The organism is Hymenobacter rigui (genome assembly GCF_003944715.1).
Taxonomy (GTDB): domain Bacteria; phylum Bacteroidota; class Bacteroidia; order Cytophagales; family Hymenobacteraceae; genus Hymenobacter; species Hymenobacter rigui.
The window spans coordinates 332,199-349,119 of the sequence record NZ_RWIT01000001.1 but is presented as its reverse complement, the minus strand read 5'-3'; the positions used below and the strand labels follow the sequence as shown (position 1 = coordinate 349,119).

The window sequence follows — 16,921 nt, the reverse complement described above, 5'->3', positions numbered from 1 at the left end:
GCGTATGTAGGTTTTTCCGTTTCGCATCACCCCGACTTCCCTTCCCATGAACCTGCTGAAAAACGGCCTTGCGGCCCTGCTGATTCTGTTACTGGCCTCCTGCTCGGAGCGCCGCCCCGCCGAGGCCCAGGCCCAAACCGGCCCGCTCACCCGCTCCACCGCCGGCCCTGCTCCCACCAATATGCAGGGCTTGGCTACGGCCACCTTCGCGGGGGGCTGCTTCTGGTGCACCGAGGAAATATTTGAGGAGCTGAAAGGCGTGCAGGCCGTGGTATCGGGCTACAGCGGCGGCAAAGAGGCCAACCCCACCTATGAGGAAGTAGGCAGCGGCCAGACCGGCCACGCAGAGTCGGTGGAAATCTACTACGACCCCAAGCAAATCAGCTTTGCCACGCTGGTGGACGTGTTTTTCCGGGCCGCCCACGACCCGACCACCCTCAACCGCCAGGGCCCCGACGCCGGCCGCCAGTACCGCTCCATTGCCTTCTACCGCACCCCCTCCGAGAAGAAAATTATTGAGGACGCCATCAGCCGCGTGAATGCCAGCAAGCAGTACAGCAGCCCCATTGTTACGCAGGTGGTACCGTTCCAGAGGTTCTGGCCGGCCGAGGGCTACCACCAGGGCTACTTCCGCCTCCACCCCGGCGAAGGGTACGTGCAAAGCGTATCCACCCCGAAAGTGGAGAAGTTCCGCCACAAGTTTCCGCAGCTGCTCAGGAAGCCGCTGTAACCGCCAAACCAGGGCGGCCGGTTGAGCAGTCAGCACAGGCACCCCACCGTCATGCAGAGGCGTAGCCGAAGCATCTCGCGTGCTGACGTTGGCACCAACCTCAGCCCCTTTGAAATAGAGCCGTCCTGCTGCGCGCAGCAGGACGTTCTGGTAGCGGATACGCACTCAAAAAGCCCGTCAGAAACTACCTGATGGGCTTTTCTGTGCATATCCGCTACCAACTCAGTCACGTTCCAGCACAAATTTTTCTCCTCTTTGGAACTTTTTGAGGGAAACTGGCACCGGGTTTGTAACTATCTGTTCATCCTACTTCTGGCCAGAAGCTGACCCATTGCCCGCCCCTGTGCTACCGGCGCGACGGGCACATCCTATCCGGTTATTTCTCAGCTTCTGTTGCCATGAAAAAGCTTCTCCCCTTCCTGCTGCTCCTGTGCCTGGCCGCCTGCGCACCCCGCGTATATACCGCCCGCGACTTCCGCCAGCAGGTGCAGCCCCGCCACCACACGGTAGCCATCCTGCCCTTCAACGTCCACATCCGGCCCGCGCCGCAACTGCTGGGCCGCGGCCCCCGGCCCTCGCAGCGCGAGCTGGCCGAGCAGGAATACCAGACCGGCCTGGCCGTGCAGAACAATGTGTTCAGCTGGCTACTGCACCGCGCCGATAAGAAAGGCGGCTACACCGTGGAGTTTCAGGATGTGGCCCGCACCAACGCCCTGCTCCAGCAGGCCGGCCTCAGCTACGAGGATATGCAGCTGAAACCCCGCGAAGAGCTGGCCAAGCTACTGGGCGTGGATGCCGTGGTAACCGGCCAGTTGATGCTCAATAAGCCGCTGCCCCTGGCGGCGGCCGTGGCCATCAACGTCTTCACGCCCTTCTATGCCATTTCCGATGAGGTGACGGCCTCCCTGAGTCTGCACGACCAGCAGGCCGGCCGCCTGCTCTGGAAGTACGACTGCCAGCTACAGGGCGGCGGGGGCCTCACCGATAATGCCCAGAACCTCACCAACGCCCTCATGCGCAACGCCGCCAAGCGGTTCCCTTATCAGCGCAAGGGGTAAGAGTAATTTCCGTATTGAATTGTCTGAGGCGGGGCGCTGAGTATATTTCAGCGCCCCGCTTTCTGTTGGGGCCGCTTTCACATCTGTTCTTATGTCCCAGCCTGCTCTGCTTTCCAAGCTGCCCGATGTGGGCACCAGTATCTTCTCGGTGATGACCCAGCTGGCCCAGGAAACCGGGGCCATCAACCTGGCGCAGGGCTTCCCCGATTACGACCCGCCCCGCCCGCTGCTGGAGGCTCTGGCCCGGCAGGTGCTCACGCCCGGTCATCAGCAATACGCGCCCATGCCCGGCCTGCCCCGTCTGCGCGACGCCATTGCCGCTAAAACCGCCCGCCTCTACGGTCACCTCCCCGACCCCGCCACCGATATTACCATCACCAGCGGGGCCACCGAAGCCCTGTACGCCGTGCTGGCCGCCGTGGTGCGCCCCGGTGATGAAGTGCTGATTCTGGAGCCCGCCTACGATTTGTACGGCCCCGCCGTGCGCCTGCAGGGCGGGGTGCCGGTGTACGTACCGCTGCAGCTGCCCGATTTCCGGCCCGACTGGGACCAGGTAGCCGCCGCCCTCACGCCCCGCACCCGGCTCCTGATGATTAACTCGCCCCACAACCCCACCGGGGCCGTCCTCACGCCCGAGGACCTTGATACGCTGGCGGCCCTGCTCCGCAACACCGATACCCTGCTGCTCAGCGACGAGGTGTACGAGCACATGGTGTTTGACGAGGCCCGGCACAGCAGCGTAGTCGGCCACCCCGAGCTGCGGGAACGGGCGTTTGTGCTGTCGTCGTTTGGCAAAACCTACCATGCCACCGGCTGGAAGGTGGGCTACTGCGTAGCCCCGGCGGCCCTGAGCGCCGAGCTGCGGCGGGTGCACCAGTTTGTAACCTTCAGCGTGAGCACGCCCACCCAGCACGCCCTGGCCGACGTGCTGCCTCTCACTGAGCTGTACGACGAGCTGCCCGCCTTCTACCAGCAGAAGCGCGACCTGTTTCGGGAGCTGCTAGCTCCCACGGCACTGCGGCTGCTGCCGGTGCAGGGCGGCTACTTTCAGGTAGCTGATTTCAGTGTGCTGGCTCCCAGCGTTTCCGATGAGGATTTCGCCCGGCGGCTCACCCGCGAAACCGGCGTGGCCGTGGTGCCGCTGTCGGCCTTCTACCACAACCGCCAGGATCACCACCTGGTACGGTTCTGCTTTGCCAAGCAGGAAAGCACCCTGCGCGCCGCCGCTGAGCGGCTGGCGAGACTGGGTTGAACGGGTGTGGAAATGACTGCAATTCCTTGGAAGAAAACTCAAACACCAAAATGCTCTTCCACTAGAACGTCATTCCGAGCTTGCGGAGGAATCTCGCGTACAGTCGAGGCATCCGTACCGCTTCGTTAGATAGCACCACAACAGTAGCACACTATACTCATCGACTGTGGCTGCGCACACTGGCTTTATGCGCCACATACTAGGAATGACGGGCGGCACGCATAAGCTACCATCATATAAATATTTCCTTGTCATATAGTATCTTTTTTTGTAAACTTCACAGCTAATCTGTCTGCTTAACACCTGCTGCCGTGTCTGATCTAACTGTTTCTTTCGTGCAGGCCTCTCTGCATTGGCACGATCCTGCTGCAAACCATCAGGAAATGAGCCGCCACATTGATGGCATTTCTATTGCCACAGACCTGATTGTGCTGCCGGAAATGTTTACTACCGGCTTCAGCATGGACGCTGCCGCTCTGGCCGAGCCCATGGATGGCCCCACGCTGGAATGGATGCGCCTAGTGGCCGAATCCCGCGACGCAGTGGTGACCGGCAGTATTATTATTGAGGAGGATGGCCGCTACTACAACCGGCTGCTGTGGGTGCGCCCCGATGGCTCGGTGAGTTACTACAACAAGCGGCACCTGTTTACGCTGGCCGGCGAGCAGAACGTGTACACGGCCGGCACGGATCGCCTCATTGAGGAGTGGCGCGGTTGGCGCATCTGCCCTTTGATCTGTTACGATTTGCGCTTCCCGGTGTGGAGCCGCAACCCTATGGATCAGCCCTACGACCTGCTGCTGTACGTGGCCAACTGGCCCTCGGCCCGGCGCACGGCCTGGATAACGCTGCTACGGGCCCGCGCCATCGAAAACCTGGCCTATACCATGGGCGTGAACTGCGTGGGCATTGATGGCAACAGCCTGCCCTACACCGGCGACTCGGCCCTGCTGGATATGCGCGGCGAGTACCTGGTGGAAGTGGGCAATCAGGAAACCAGTATTACCCGCACCCTGCGCCACGCTGAGCTGACTGCCTTCCGGGAGCGGTTTACCGCCCTGGAGGATGGCGACGCCTTCGAGCTGCGGAGTACAGTGGAGTGCTGAATGGCTGAATAGCTGAATGGATAAAACGAGCGTCATGCTGAGCGAAGCCGAAGCATCTCTACCTCTGGCTAATTTTCTGATTATCCCCGGTAGAGATGCTTCGGCTTCGCTCAGCATGACGTTTTTATGCCCACCCTTTGCTCAATACTTCTCTATTTCACTTCCAGCCGCCGCACGCTGGTTTCGCCGGTGAGGGCCTGGATGCGCACCAGGTAGATGCCGGCTGGCAGGCCAGCTACGGACAGCTGATGGGTACGGGCGGCGGCTGTAGCCGGGCGCACCACCCGGCCGGCCAGGTCGAGCACCGTCACGTGCACGGGCTGGGCTGCTTCCAGCGTGGCCGTGAAGGTGGCAGGATTGGGATACAGTTGCAGGGGCAGCGCAGCCTGGGCCGGGTGACTGGCCGTTACCAGCCGGTTGCGGGTGCTGAAGCTGTTGATGCCCCCACCTTCCAGGCCCAGAAACAACTCCGGCGCTCCGTCGCCATTCACATCGGCGGCGGCGGGGGCGTAGCGGAATCTATTGGCCCAGCCCCACTGGCCGACTTGATATTGGGCAGTCAGGTTGTTATAGAAAATATCGGTGCGGGCCAGGAAAGCGCCGCTCTGCGTACGGATGTCCGGGAAAAACCGGATGTCGCCGGCAGCATCGGCCGTGAGCAGGTCGGGGCGGCCGTCCCCGTCGAAATCAGCCACCACGGGGCTCAGGGAACTGGGACGGCTGCCGCTGCTGGTCCGGATGCGGCCAAAATCGTTGTCCTGCACCACGAAGGCCTGGCTCAGATCAGCCGCGCCGGTATTGCGGTAGTAGCGCAGTGCCTGGCCCGGGTAGTCGATGGAGTTGGAATTGGAGCCCAGCAGCATGTCCACGCGCCCGTCGCCGTCGATATCCGCGAAGCAGGGCATATCGAATACCCGCTGGGGCATGTTGGCAAAGTAGCTCACTGAGCTAAGGTTTAAGGCCACCGGCCGGCCGGCCGCCGCTGTATTCAGCACGAAGGCAATGGGGTTATCACTGGTGCCTTTCCTATAAGCCGAATACACCATATCCAGCGCCCCGTCCCGGTTCAGATCCACTAGCACCGGCTTAATAAAGGCCAGCTTCTGACTCATCAAGCCCAGATAATCGGAGGTGATGAGCTTGAAGACCGGCGCGGTGCGGGTGCCTACGTTGCGGTAGTAGCTCAGGCCGGCCCGGTAGAAGTGGGCCGTGTTATTGCGGCTCACCCCTCCTACCAGCATATCCACCAATCCGTCGCCATCAATATCCCCGAAGGTGGGGGCAGCCAGCTCACTCACGTCCACCATATCCCGCTGCAGGAAATCGGACTGCTCCCGCACCAGGCTAGGGGCCGCGCCAGTGCCCGTGTTGCGGTACAGCACCACCGACTGCCGCGTCTCGACGGTATCAGTATTGTCGTACAGGGCCGGGGCCAGCACTACGTCGGGGCGCCCATCGAACGTTACATCCACGGGAAAGGCGGCCGGGAAGTTGGGTACCAGCGCCGAGGCGGTAAAAGGGGCCACGCTGTTGACGCTGGCCGCCGTGAAGCTGGCGGTCTGGGCCGTGCCGTTGTTACGGATAGCTGTGAGCTCCGGGCAGTTGTCGCGGCCCGTCAGCAGGTCCTTGTCCCCATCCCCGTCCAGGTCAAACAGCCCCACGTTGTAGCCGCCGGTGTGGTTGGGCTTGAGGGTGCGGAAGGGCGGGCACAGGTTGGGCGCAAAAGCAAACTGATTGCAGCCGGTCAGGCAGGCCGAAATGCCGCCCCAGTAGCTGGAGGCCTCGCGAAATTCCAGGCCGCCGCACCCGGTGGCGGTGGTATTGCGGTAATAATAGATGGCGGGTGAACTGGCGGAGAAGTCGTAGGTCAGCACGTCCAGGCGGCCATCACCGTCCACATCTTCCACGGCCGGCATATTGTAGCCCCCAGTGGCAATATTAATGTCCCCCCCGAAAGGGCCAGGGTCGAAGTAGGTGAGCTGGGCGGTGATGAGCCGGAAGCCGGGCCGACCCTGGGCGTCGGGCACCTGCCGGAATACCCGGATGTTGCTGCCCGAGGCATCGGCCGTAAACAGGTCGGGGCGGCCGTCACAGTCGTAGTCGCGCAGCAGCACCCAGCCGGTAAGGTCCTGAGGGAACAGGGCGGCATAATCGGGGGCAAACTGCCAGGCCCGGCCCGCTGCCGTAGCCACGTTCAGGAAGGGAAATACCCGGTTAGTGGCCCTGTCAAACACAAATAGGTCGGGCTGCTGGTCGGCGTTGAGGTCAATGTTGGAAAACTGCGGCGAATTCAGCCCACCGGCCCAGGCATTGCGCAGGGTATCGGTACCTTGCACTACTTTTGCCACGGCCTTAAACTCAAAGCCAAAGGGTGCTCCGCCCTGCGCATGGGCCGCGTAACAACCGCTGCCGGCCAGTGCAGTCAGTATTGCTCGTAGTAGTAATTGACGCATCAATCAGGCGACGTTCGTGGCACGCTTTCAGTTCCTCTCGCTTCCAAGTTACACACAAAACCCTATGGCAGATATTGCGGCGCTTTATGCCCGGTTTCGGGAATCCTCGGCCGTCAGCACCGACTCGCGCCAGCCTCAGGATGGCACCTTATTCTTTGCCCTGAATGGTCCCAGCTTCCGGGGCCGTGACTTCGCGCCCCAGGCCCTGGCCGCCGGGGCCCGTTACGCCGTGGTAGATGACGAAGCGCTGGCCGCTTCCGACCCCGACCATTATACCTACGCCCCCGACCCACTGGCCGCGCTGCAGGAGCTGGCCCACCATCATCGTCGGCAGCTGATTATGCCCGTACTGGCCATTACCGGCTCCAACGGCAAAACCACCACCAAGGAGCTGGTGCATGCCGTACTCAGCCGCCGCTACCGGGTGCAGTACACCAAGGGCAACCTCAACAATCACATCGGCGTGCCGCTCACGCTGCTCAGCATCCGGCCCGGCGAGCATGAGTTGGCCATTGTGGAAATGGGGGCCAACCACCAAGGCGAAATTGAGCTATTGTGCCGCATTGCCGAGCCTACGCATGGCCTCATTACCAACATCGGCAAGGCCCACCTGGAAGGCTTTGGCGGCGTGGAAGGTATTGTGAAAGGCAAAGGCGAGCTGTTCCGGTTTCTGGAGCGGGTAGATGGCACGGCCTTCGTAAATACCCTGGATACCCGCTTGCCCGGCATGGCCGCCGGTATTGCCCACCAGGTTACCTACCCCGACCCCACCGATACCTACCCCGCCGAGCTGGTTGGCACCACGCCGCAGGTAGTGGTACGCCTGTTTAATGGCACCACCGTGGAAGCGCATATTACGGGGGGCTACAACTTCCCGAACTTGGCCGCCGCTGCCGCCGTGGGCGCTTATTTTGAGGTACCCACCGATGCTATTAGCGAAGCCCTGGCCGATTACGCCCCCACTAATAACCGCTCCCAACTGGTACGCACCACTCACAACGAGGTACTGCTGGATGCCTATAATGCCAACCCCAGCAGCATGGCCGCCGCCGTGCAGAGTTTCGCCACCCGCCCCGGCAGCCCCGAGCACAAGGTGGTTATCCTGGGCGACATGTTTGAACTGGGCGAGGAAAGCACCGCTGAACACCGCAACCTGGGCCAGCTGGTGCAGAGTCTGCCGTTGGGTACCGTAGTATTGGTAGGAGCTGACATGCAGCACGCCGCAGCGGCCAGCCCCGCTTTCCTGTACTTCCCGACCAAGCCCGCGGCCGCCGCCTGGCTGCAGGCCAACCCATTACGGGGTCGGCAGATACTCATCAAAGGCTCCCGGGGTATGGGCCTGGAAACGCTGCTGGAGCTGGTGTGAGGTGATTCAGCGAGTTAGTGAAATGGTGAGTTTGATGTTCTGCCGGACCTAATGGTAGAACATCAAACTCACCATTTCACTAACTCACTGAATCACCTATTAAAACGGGCTATCCAGCTCAGCCAGCGTGGGCAGAATCTGGTCTTTGGCGGAGATGGTGGGGTTTTCTACGCCCCACTGAATGTTCAGCGCCGGGTCATTCCAGAGCAGCCCGCCTTCCGACTGAGGCGCGTAGTAGTTGGTGCACTTGTAGAGGAAGAGAGTACCATCTTCCAAAGCCGTAAAGCCATGCGCGAAGCCCACCGGCACGTATAGCATGTTGAACCGCTCCGCATCCAGTACCACCGACACGTGCTGGCCGTAAGTGGGCGAGTCGCGGCGGATGTCCACGATGACGTCGAGGGCGCGGCCAGCGGCTACGCGCACCAGCTTGGCCTGGGCATAGGGCGGCTTCTGAAAGTGCAGCCCCCGCACCACGCCCCGATCGGAGCGCGACTGGTTGTCCTGCACCCAGTCGCCCACAATACCGGCGGCTTCCATCTTCTGGGCGCTGAACGATTCAAAAAAGGCCCCACGGGCATCACCAAACACGCGGGGCTGAATTTCTACCACGCCCGGAATATCAAAATAGGTAAACTCCATGTAGCTGAAATTGGGAGGCTGAGCGGCAACCGTGCCACAAGGTAGGCAGATTTAGCCGCGGCCGGAAAGCGGAGCGGCTACTTCCTGCACAATGCGCAGGTACTTATCCAGCACTAGTCGCTCATCGAACTTGGTTTCGGCCAAGCGGCGGCCAGCGCGGCCCATCTGCTGCAGCTCCGCCGCCGATAGGCGCAACACCTGCAGCATTTTGGCAGCCAGATCTTCGGCACTGCGCACTTCGCAGAGCAGGCCGTTCTGGCCGTCCACCACGGTTTCGCGGCAGCCGGGCACGTTGGTGGTCACAATGGGTTTGCCCATGGCAGCAGCTTCGAGCAGAGTTTTGGGCGTGCCTTCCCGGTACGAGGGCAGCACCACGCAGTCGGCCTGCCGGATCTGGGCGGCTACGTCGTCGGAGGTACCCAGATACTCGATGTTACCCGCCTTGAGCCACTCCTCAAATACGGCCCGCTTCACGCCTACGCCCCCGCTTTCATCAACGCCGCCCAGCAGCTGCACGCGGGTACCGGGCACGGCTTCGCGCACTAGGCGGGCGGCCTCAAAGTATTCCTCTACGCCTTTCTCGTACAGCACCCGCGCAATCATCAGAAACACGAATGGCTCTTGGCGCTGGTAGGCGGGGTCGGGGCGGAAGCGGTGGGTATCGACGCCGGAACCGGGCAGCAAATCGGTAATGCGCGGGTCAACCAAGCCGTTTTGCAGGAACAGCTGCCGGTCGTCGTCGTTCTGGAAAAACACCCGCTTGGGGAAGCGAAAAGCGAAGCGGTACAGCCCCAGGGCCACCTTGCTCACCAGGTTTTTCACGATGAACACCGTGCCCAGGCCCGACACGTTATTGACGCTGGGAATGCCGGCCATGCGGGCCGCAATGGTGCCGTAGATGTTGGGCTTGATGGTGTACTGCAGCACCACATCGGGCCGCTCCCGGCGGTAGATTTTGTAGAACCGGCGGGTGAGGGCGGCATCCTTCACCGGGTTGGTGCCCTTGTTTTCCATCAGAATAGGCACGAAGCGGCAGCCCAACTCGGTTTCCAGCCGCTCGGAGTAGGCGTCGGGCGGGGCAATGGCCAGCACCTCGTGGCCGGCCGCCTGCAGGGCCTTCACCAGGCTCCGACGAAAATTCCAGATGTTCCAGCTGGTATTGATAACGATGGCAACGCGCATGCGGGGCAAAGGCAAAGGGGAGAAAACAAACCCGGATGGGCCCGCAAAGATACGGGCCTCCCGGCGGCCCTGTACGTAGCAGCCCGGTTTTCGGCCGGATGCCGGCCACGGTTCTATCTTCGCGGCTACGTTTCGTGCTTTTTCTTCTTTTGCTCCTATCCTCATGCCGAGTCCGTTGCTGCTGCGCCTGCACCTGCTGGTAGTGCTGGCATTCCTGCTGTTTTACGCCCTGAAAGCCGGGTTGCTGCTCACCGGCCGCCTGGAGCTGCTGCGCAGCCTGCGGGCCCGCACCCGCGTAGCCGACTCTGTATTAGGCCTTCTGATTCTGCTGAGCGGTGGGGTGATGCTGTGGCAGTATCCGGCTCCTACGCCCGCCTGGCTGTGGACCAAGCTGGCCCTGGTGCTGGTATTGTTGCCGGGAGCCATTGCTGCCATGCGCCGCCAGTCAAAAATTGGCGTGGCGTTGTCATTTGCGGGCTTTCTGTACGTGTACGGATTAGCGGAAACCGGCTCACTTACCCTGCGGCCATCTACTGCCGCCACCCAGGGCCCGGCGGCCCCCACCCCCGGCCGGGCCGAGGCCGACGCCACACCCGATGCTGCGGCCCCGGTTGATTCCACGGCTATTTCTGCGGCTAGCTTAGCCGGCATCGACTCGGCTCAAACGGCGGAAATAGCGGCCTCAGGAGCTACTTCTGAAGCCACACCCGCGCTGGCCGCTGGTAAGGTGCTTTACACCCGGAATTGCGCCGTCTGCCACGGTACCGATGGCAAGCTGGGCCTCAACGGGGCCCGCGACCTGACCCAGAGCAACCTTAACGAAACCGGCCGCATTTACCAGGTTACCCATGGCAGCATCAGCAAAAAGATGCCTGCCTTCCAGGGCAAGCTTACCGACGAGCAGATTCAGCAAGTAGTGGCGTATTCTCTCACGCTGCAGTAAATCAGCCCGCTCACTCGGCCTGCCAAAAGCCGGCGGCACTGCGTGTAAATGCCGTGCTGCCGGCTTTTAGTGTTTCTTATAAGATGTTTCATTGAATATTCTGCAACGCTTATACGCTATTCTGTATCTTCACCGTTGACCACTTTTTAGCTTATTCCCACTTTACGTATGAAAATATCTTTTCTCCTGGCTCCGCTTGCGGCGGGGCTGCTGGCCACGAGTGCCCGAGCCCAGACCACGGCACTGCCCGCGGGCATCACCCAAACCACCTCCGTGGAAGGCATCACGGAGTACCGCCTCGCCAACGGCCTGCGGGTCCTGCTGTTCCCCGATCAGTCGAAGCCCACGGCTACCGTGAACATCACCTACCTGGTGGGCTCCCGGCACGAGGGCTACGGGGAAAGCGGCATCGCGCACCTGCTTGAGCACATGGTGTTCAAAGGCTCCACCAAACACACCAACATCCCGCAGGAACTCACCGAGCACGGCGCCTCGCCCAATGGCACCACCTGGTACGACCGCACCAACTACTTCGAAACCTTCTCGGCCACCGACGATAACCTGAAGTGGGCCCTCGACCTGGAGGCCGACCGCATGGTGAACTCCTTCATTGCCAAAAAGGACCTCGACACCGAGTTCAGCGTGGTACGCAACGAGTTTGAGAGCGGGGAAAACTCGCCCCAGCGCGTGCTCATGGACCGGGTACTGAGCACGGCCTACCTCTGGCACAACTACGGCAAGAGCACCATCGGCTCGAAGGAGGACATTGAGCGCGTGCCCATTGACAACCTCAAGGCCTTCTACCAAAAATATTACCAGCCCGATAACGCCGTGCTGCTGGTGGCCGGCAAAATTGACCCTGCCAAAACGCTGGGTCTCATCAAGCAGTACTTCGGCGGCATTCCGAAGCCCACGCGCCAATTGCAGCCTACCTACACCGTGGAGCCCACCCAGGACGGGGAGCGGAGCGTGACGCTGCGCCGCCCCGGCGACACCCAGGGCCTGGCTGTGGCCTACCACGTGCCCGCCGCCGCCCACCCCGATTTTCCCGCCACCGATGTGCTGGTGGAAACCCTCACCAACGAGCCCTCGGGCCGTATCTACAAGGCCCTGGTTGAGTCGAAGAAAGCGGCCTCTGCCTGGGGCTTCACGCCCGGCCTGCACGATGCGGGCTTTGCCTACTTCTACGCCGATGTGCGCCAGAACCGCTCCCTCGACTCGGCCCGCACTACCCTGCTCACCACTTTGGATGAGGTAACCAAAACGCCACCCACGGCCGAGGAAGTTGAACGGGCCCGCACCAAGCTGCTGAAAAACGTGGAGCTGATGTTCCAGAACAGCGAAAACCTGGGCCTGAGCCTGAGCGAGTACATTGCCAGCGGCGACTGGCGGCTGGTGTACCTCTACCGCGACGCCCTGCGCCGCGTGACGCCCGCCGATGTGCAGCGTGTGGCTACTGCCTACTTCAAGCCCAGCAACCGCACCGTGGGCCTGTTCCAGCCCGACAACACGCCCAGTCGCAGCCCCATTCCGGCCACACCAGACGTGCTGGCGCTGGTGAAGGACTACAAGGGCGAAGCCGCCGTGGCTACCGGTGAAGCCTTTGATGTAGCGCCGGCCAACATTGATGCCCGTACCAAGCGCGGCCAGGAGAAAAACGGCCTCAAATACGCCTACCTCAGCAAGCAGAACCGCGCCAACGCCGTGAATGCCGAGCTGAAGCTGTGCTACGGTACCCAGCAGACCCTCCAGAACAAAGCCGTGGTGGCCAGCCTGACGGCCTCCATGCTGGAGCGCGGCACCAAAACCCGCAGCTACGCCCAGATCAAGGACGCCTTTGACAAGGCCAAGGCCCAGGTATATTTCTATGGGGGCGGGCAGATGACGACCATGGGCATCCAGACCGATAAGGAGCACCTGCCGGCCGTGCTGGATGTGGCCTTCGACTGCCTGCGCAACCCCACGTTCCCGGCGGCTGAGTTTGAGAAGCTGAAGCAGGAGCGCCTGGCCCAGCTGGAAGCCCAGAAGCAGGAGCCCCAGGCCCTGGCCTTCAACTTGGCCGAACGCTTGGCCAACCCATACCCCGCCGGCCACATCTTCGAAACGCTGAGCTACGACGACGAAATTGCCCAGCTCAAAAAGCTGACGGTGGAAGACGTGCGCCAGTTCTACAAAACCTTCTACGGGGCCCAGAACGCTACCCTGGCCGTGGTGGGCACCTTCGAGGAAAAGGCCGTGCAGCAGCGCGTGGGCAAGCAGCTGGCCTCCTGGAAAGCTGCCTCGCCTTACACCCGCGTACCCCTGATGGCCTTTGAAACCAAGGCCCGCCAGGAAAGCATCCAGACCAACGACAAGGCCAACGCCCTGTACGTGACCATGCTCAAAATGCCCCTGCGCGACGACAGCCCCGACTACGCCGCGCTGTTCCTGGGTAACTACATCCTGGGCGACGGGTTCCTGAACTCCCGCCTGGCCACCCGCATCCGCCAGAAGGAGGGCGTGAGCTACGGCGTGGGCTCCCAGGTGTACGCCGACGACAACGACCCCATGGGCGGCTACTTCTCCTACGCCATCTACAACCCCGACAACTCGGCCCGCCTGGAGCAGGCGTACCGCGAGGAGCTGGAGCGCTTTATTAAGGATGGCGTAACGGCCGAGGAGCTGAAAGCGGCCAAATCGGCGGCGCTACAGAACTACCAGGTGCAGCGCGCCCAGGACCGGTACCTGGCCAGCACGTGGGCTCAGTACTTAGGCCGGCCAGAGGCCCGCACCTTCCAGTACAACGCCGAATTGGAAAAGCAGCTGGCTGCCCTCACGCCCGCGCAGGTAAACGCCGCCATTCAAAAATACTTCTCCTATGACCGACTCGTGCAGGTGAAAGCCGGTGACTTCGCCCGCTCGGTGAAGGCGAAATAATCGTTAGGTGGTTGGGTGGTTAGTGGGCAGGTAGTGGTTGATAGGCCCTGTCATCCTGAGCTTGCGAAGGACCTTATTACGTTATAACAGTTCCTTTCAGGCAGGATAAGGTCCTTCGCAAGCTCAGGATGACAGAACCTCCCCCCCCAACCATCTAACTATCCAACCACCTAACCACCCAACTCCTACCTTTGCCGTACTACGTTATCGGAAGCCTGCCGCTTGGTGGGCTTTCGTTTTCCCTCCCGACCTTCCCGACTATGGCCAAAGAATCTAAACCCCGCCAGAACAGCACCCGCCATCCCGGCACCGTTGACACGGTAAAAGGCCGCGCCGGCCGCATCCTGGCCAAGGGCAACAAAGACGCCACTTACGAAACCCAGCAGGAAGCCGAAACCGCCGTGCTGGTGGCTGTGCCCGATAAGCGCCAGGCCAACGCCCGCACCCAAGAATACCTGGATGAGCTGGCGTTTCTGGCCGAAACTGCTGGCGCTACCGTTACCCAACGCTTTGTGCAGCGCCTCGACAAGCCCGACATCCGCACGTTTGTGGGCGAGGGCAAGCTGGAGGAAATCAAGGCCTACGTGCAGCACAGTAAGGCCAGCATGGTCATCTTCGACGACGACCTCTCGCCCTCCCAGCTGCGCAATCTGGAAGCCGAGCTGAAAGTCAAGATTGTGGACCGCAGCCTGCTCATCATCGACATCTTCGCCAGCCGGGCCAAATCGGCCACGGCCCAAACGCAGGTGGAGCTGGCCCAGTACCAGTACCTGCTGCCCCGCCTCACCGGCCTCTGGACTCACCTGGACAAGCAGCGCGGCGGCGGCGTGGCCCAGCGGGGCCCGGGTGAAACCGAAATTGAAACGGACCGTCGCGTTGTGCGGGACCGGATCAGCTTCCTGAAAGAGCGTCTCAAGGACCTGGACAAGCAAAGCCAGACCCAGCGCAAATCCCGCACCGGCATGGTGCGCGTGGCGCTGGTGGGCTACACCAACGTGGGCAAAAGCACCATCATGAACCTGCTGAGTCGGGCCGATGTGTTTGCCGAAAACAAGCTCTTCGCCACCGTCGATTCCACCGTGCGCAAAGTGGTACTCGACACCGTGCCGTTCCTGCTGTCCGACACCGTAGGGTTTATCCGCAAACTGCCCACCCGCCTCATCGAGAGCTTCAAAAGCACGCTGGATGAAATCCGGGAGGCTGATTTGCTGGTGCACGTAGTGGATATTTCCCACCCCTCGTTTGAGGAGCACATTGCCGTGGTGAATGATACCCTGAAGGACATTCAGGCCGCCGACAAGCCCATGTTGCTGGTGTTCAACAAAATCGACCAGTACAACCCCGAAGCCGAAACGGAGCACCACGGCGGCTTCGATGAGATGAATGAGGATGAAGATGAGGATGCCCCGGCACCCCGCCCCTCCCTGGAACAGCTCAAAGCCACCTACATGGCCAAGCTCCACGACCCAGTAATTTTCATTTCGGCCAAAGACCGGGAGAACATCGATGAGCTACGGGCTCTGCTGGTGCGCCACGTAGCGGCCCTGTCCCCGAACAGCTGGTACACGCCCGCCTCCGATACCGGCTATTCAGCAGAGTAGTAAAACAGTATTTGCCTGAGCAACAAGGAACCCGGTTAAATAGCCGGGTTTTTTTGTGACTTATTTTTCAACTCTATTAACATTTCTCCAAACATTCCGTAATGCAACAGGCATTTGTTTGAAAAATTTTCAATCAAATCGTATATTCACTGCACACTTTAATATTTCACAACCACCCGTTCCGTTTACACATGAAGAAAACCCTCTACTCCCTGTCGTTAGGCCTGGCCTGCTTTGCATCCGTATCTGCTTCGGCACAAACCAGCCTGCGGGCGGCACTCCCCACCCTGGGTCAGCAGCCTGAGGTTACGAAGGGCCGCCCCTGCGCTACCATGGATGTGCTGAACGCCCAGCTGGCCGCCGACCCGGCCATGGCTACCCGCATGGCCAGCATTGAAGCCCAGACCAACCGCTTCCTGGCCAACGGCGTGGCCCAGCGCACCGCTGCTACCGTTAGCATTCCAGTGGTAGTGCACGTGCTGTACAACACCTCCGCCCAGAACGTATCCGATGCCCAGGTGCAGTCTCAGATTAACGTGCTGAACCAGGATTACGCTAAGCTGAACGCCGATATCAACAAGGTACCGGCCGCCTTCTCCGGACTGGCAGCCAATACCAACATCCAGTTTGTTCTGGCTAAGCGGACTCCCACCGGCGCCGCCACTACGGGCATCATCCACAAATCCACGAAAGTGAGCTCTTGGAGCACTAATGACGCCGTGAAAAACTCCAAGCGTGGCGGCGACGATGCCTGGGATACCAGCAAGTACCTCAACATCTGGGTGTGCAATCTGGGCCAGGGCCTGCTGGGCTACGCGCAGTTCCCCGGCGGCACGGCCAGCACCGATGGTGTGGTAATTCTGTATTCCTCGCTGCCCGGCGGCTCATCCGTACCCTACGATAAAGGCCGCACGGCCACGCACGAAGTGGGCCACTGGCTGAACCTGCGCCACATCTGGGGCGATGCCAATTGCGGCAACGACCTAGTATCGGACACGCCCACCCAGCAGACCAGCAACTACGGCTGCCCTTCGTTCCCACACGTGACCTGCTCCAACGGCAGCAACGGCGACATGTTCATGAACTACATGGACTACACCGATGACGCCTGCATGTACATGTTCACCACGGGTCAGTCCAGCCGCATGAACGCGCTGTTTGCTACTGGCGGCGCCCGTGCTTCTCTGCTCACCTCCAACGGCGCTACGGCTCCGCTGGTGGCTACCGCCACTACCATGGAGTCGATGAAGCTGTACCCCAACCCGGCTACTGACCAGATCAGTATCCGCACGGCCATGGATACGCCCGCCAGCAACTGGACTGCTAAAGTGTATGATCTGCGCGGCTTCGAGATGAAGCAGGCCCGCACCTCCGACAATGGCACCCTGGACGTAACCAACCTGCCCGCCGGCTACTACCAGGTAGTGCTCACGGATGGCGTGAACGTGCAGCACCAGCGCTTCCAGAAGCAGTAACCAAAACCAAAAACAGTCCGCCCGGCCTGACAGCTGTCAGGCCGGGCGGACTGTTTTTGGTTTTACGACCTTCTATAACCAACAGCCTTTTTCAACCAATATTTTATCATATCAATCAATGTATGTGTTATTTATTTGAATATTTTCAATAATTTGCCCATTCGTTCCCTTTTCTCACAACCAACACACCTGTTTTC

The 16,921-nt window shown here is 61.0% G+C and carries 12 protein-coding genes; 9 read left to right on the top strand and 3 right to left on the bottom strand.

Annotated elements, in window-relative coordinates; genetic code table 11:
• Positions 1-46 precede the first annotated feature (46 nt).
• The 4 genes from msrA to EI291_RS01440 all read left to right on the top strand — a co-directional run bounded on the left by msrA (position 47) and on the right by EI291_RS01440 (position 4,146).
• Complete coding sequence (gene msrA, locus EI291_RS01455; RefSeq protein ID WP_125417488.1) at positions 47-730, top strand: peptide-methionine (S)-S-oxide reductase MsrA; 684 nt, start codon at positions 47-49, stop codon at positions 728-730.
• Positions 731-1,128: 398 nt separating this feature from the next.
• Entirely contained in the window at positions 1,129-1,788 is a 660-nt protein-coding gene (locus EI291_RS01450; protein WP_125417487.1) for a hypothetical protein, read from the top strand.
• Positions 1,789-1,879: 91 nt separating this feature from the next.
• Positions 1,880-3,040, top strand: coding sequence for a methionine aminotransferase (locus tag EI291_RS01445; protein ID WP_125417486.1), 1,161 nt, complete (start codon positions 1,880-1,882; stop codon positions 3,038-3,040).
• A gap of 311 nt (positions 3,041-3,351) precedes the next feature.
• The gene (locus EI291_RS01440; RefSeq protein WP_125417485.1) at positions 3,352-4,146 is read left to right on the top strand and encodes an amidohydrolase; all 795 of its coding nucleotides are present in this window, start codon (positions 3,352-3,354) and stop codon (positions 4,144-4,146) included.
• Between the two features lie 152 nt (positions 4,147-4,298).
• On the opposite strand, the gene EI291_RS01435 is transcribed toward EI291_RS01440, so the two are convergent.
• Positions 4,299-6,599: a T9SS type A sorting domain-containing protein gene (locus tag EI291_RS01435; protein ID WP_125417484.1), complete on the bottom strand. Its 2,301-nt coding sequence runs from the start codon at positions 6,597-6,599 to the stop codon at positions 4,299-4,301.
• A gap of 64 nt (positions 6,600-6,663) precedes the next feature.
• Here EI291_RS01435 and EI291_RS01430 point away from each other — a divergent pair, with 64 nt between their 5' ends.
• Positions 6,664-7,965 carry a UDP-N-acetylmuramoyl-tripeptide--D-alanyl-D-alanine ligase gene (locus EI291_RS01430; RefSeq protein WP_125417483.1) on the top strand — a complete coding sequence of 434 codons (1,302 nt, stop codon included), beginning with the start codon at positions 6,664-6,666 and terminating at the stop codon, positions 7,963-7,965.
• Positions 7,966-8,064: 99 nt separating this feature from the next.
• Here EI291_RS01430 and rfbC read toward each other — a convergent pair whose 3' ends face one another.
• Positions 8,065-8,607 carry a dTDP-4-dehydrorhamnose 3,5-epimerase gene (gene rfbC / locus EI291_RS01425; protein WP_125417482.1) on the bottom strand — a complete coding sequence of 181 codons (543 nt, stop codon included), beginning with the start codon at positions 8,605-8,607 and terminating at the stop codon, positions 8,065-8,067.
• Positions 8,608-8,658: 51 nt separating this feature from the next.
• Entirely contained in the window at positions 8,659-9,789 is a 1,131-nt protein-coding gene (locus tag EI291_RS01420) for a glycosyltransferase family 4 protein (RefSeq protein WP_125417481.1), read from the bottom strand.
• Positions 9,790-9,952: 163 nt separating this feature from the next.
• On the opposite strand from EI291_RS01420, the gene EI291_RS01415 reads away from it, so the two are divergent.
• The 4 genes from EI291_RS01415 (at position 9,953) to EI291_RS23385 (ending at position 16,724) form a co-directional block, all read left to right on the top strand.
• Complete coding sequence (locus tag EI291_RS01415) at positions 9,953-10,732, top strand: c-type cytochrome (protein ID WP_125417480.1); 780 nt, start codon at positions 9,953-9,955, stop codon at positions 10,730-10,732.
• A gap of 168 nt (positions 10,733-10,900) precedes the next feature.
• Complete coding sequence (locus tag EI291_RS01410; protein ID WP_125417479.1) at positions 10,901-13,648, top strand: M16 family metallopeptidase; 2,748 nt, start codon at positions 10,901-10,903, stop codon at positions 13,646-13,648.
• A gap of 260 nt (positions 13,649-13,908) precedes the next feature.
• Entirely contained in the window at positions 13,909-15,249 is a 1,341-nt protein-coding gene (hflX, locus tag EI291_RS01405; RefSeq protein WP_125417478.1) for a GTPase HflX, read from the top strand.
• A gap of 191 nt (positions 15,250-15,440) precedes the next feature.
• A complete protein-coding gene (locus EI291_RS23385) occupies positions 15,441-16,724 on the top strand; it encodes a M43 family zinc metalloprotease (RefSeq protein ID WP_125417477.1) in 1,284 nt (427 codons plus the stop codon).
• Positions 16,725-16,921 lie beyond the last annotated feature (197 nt).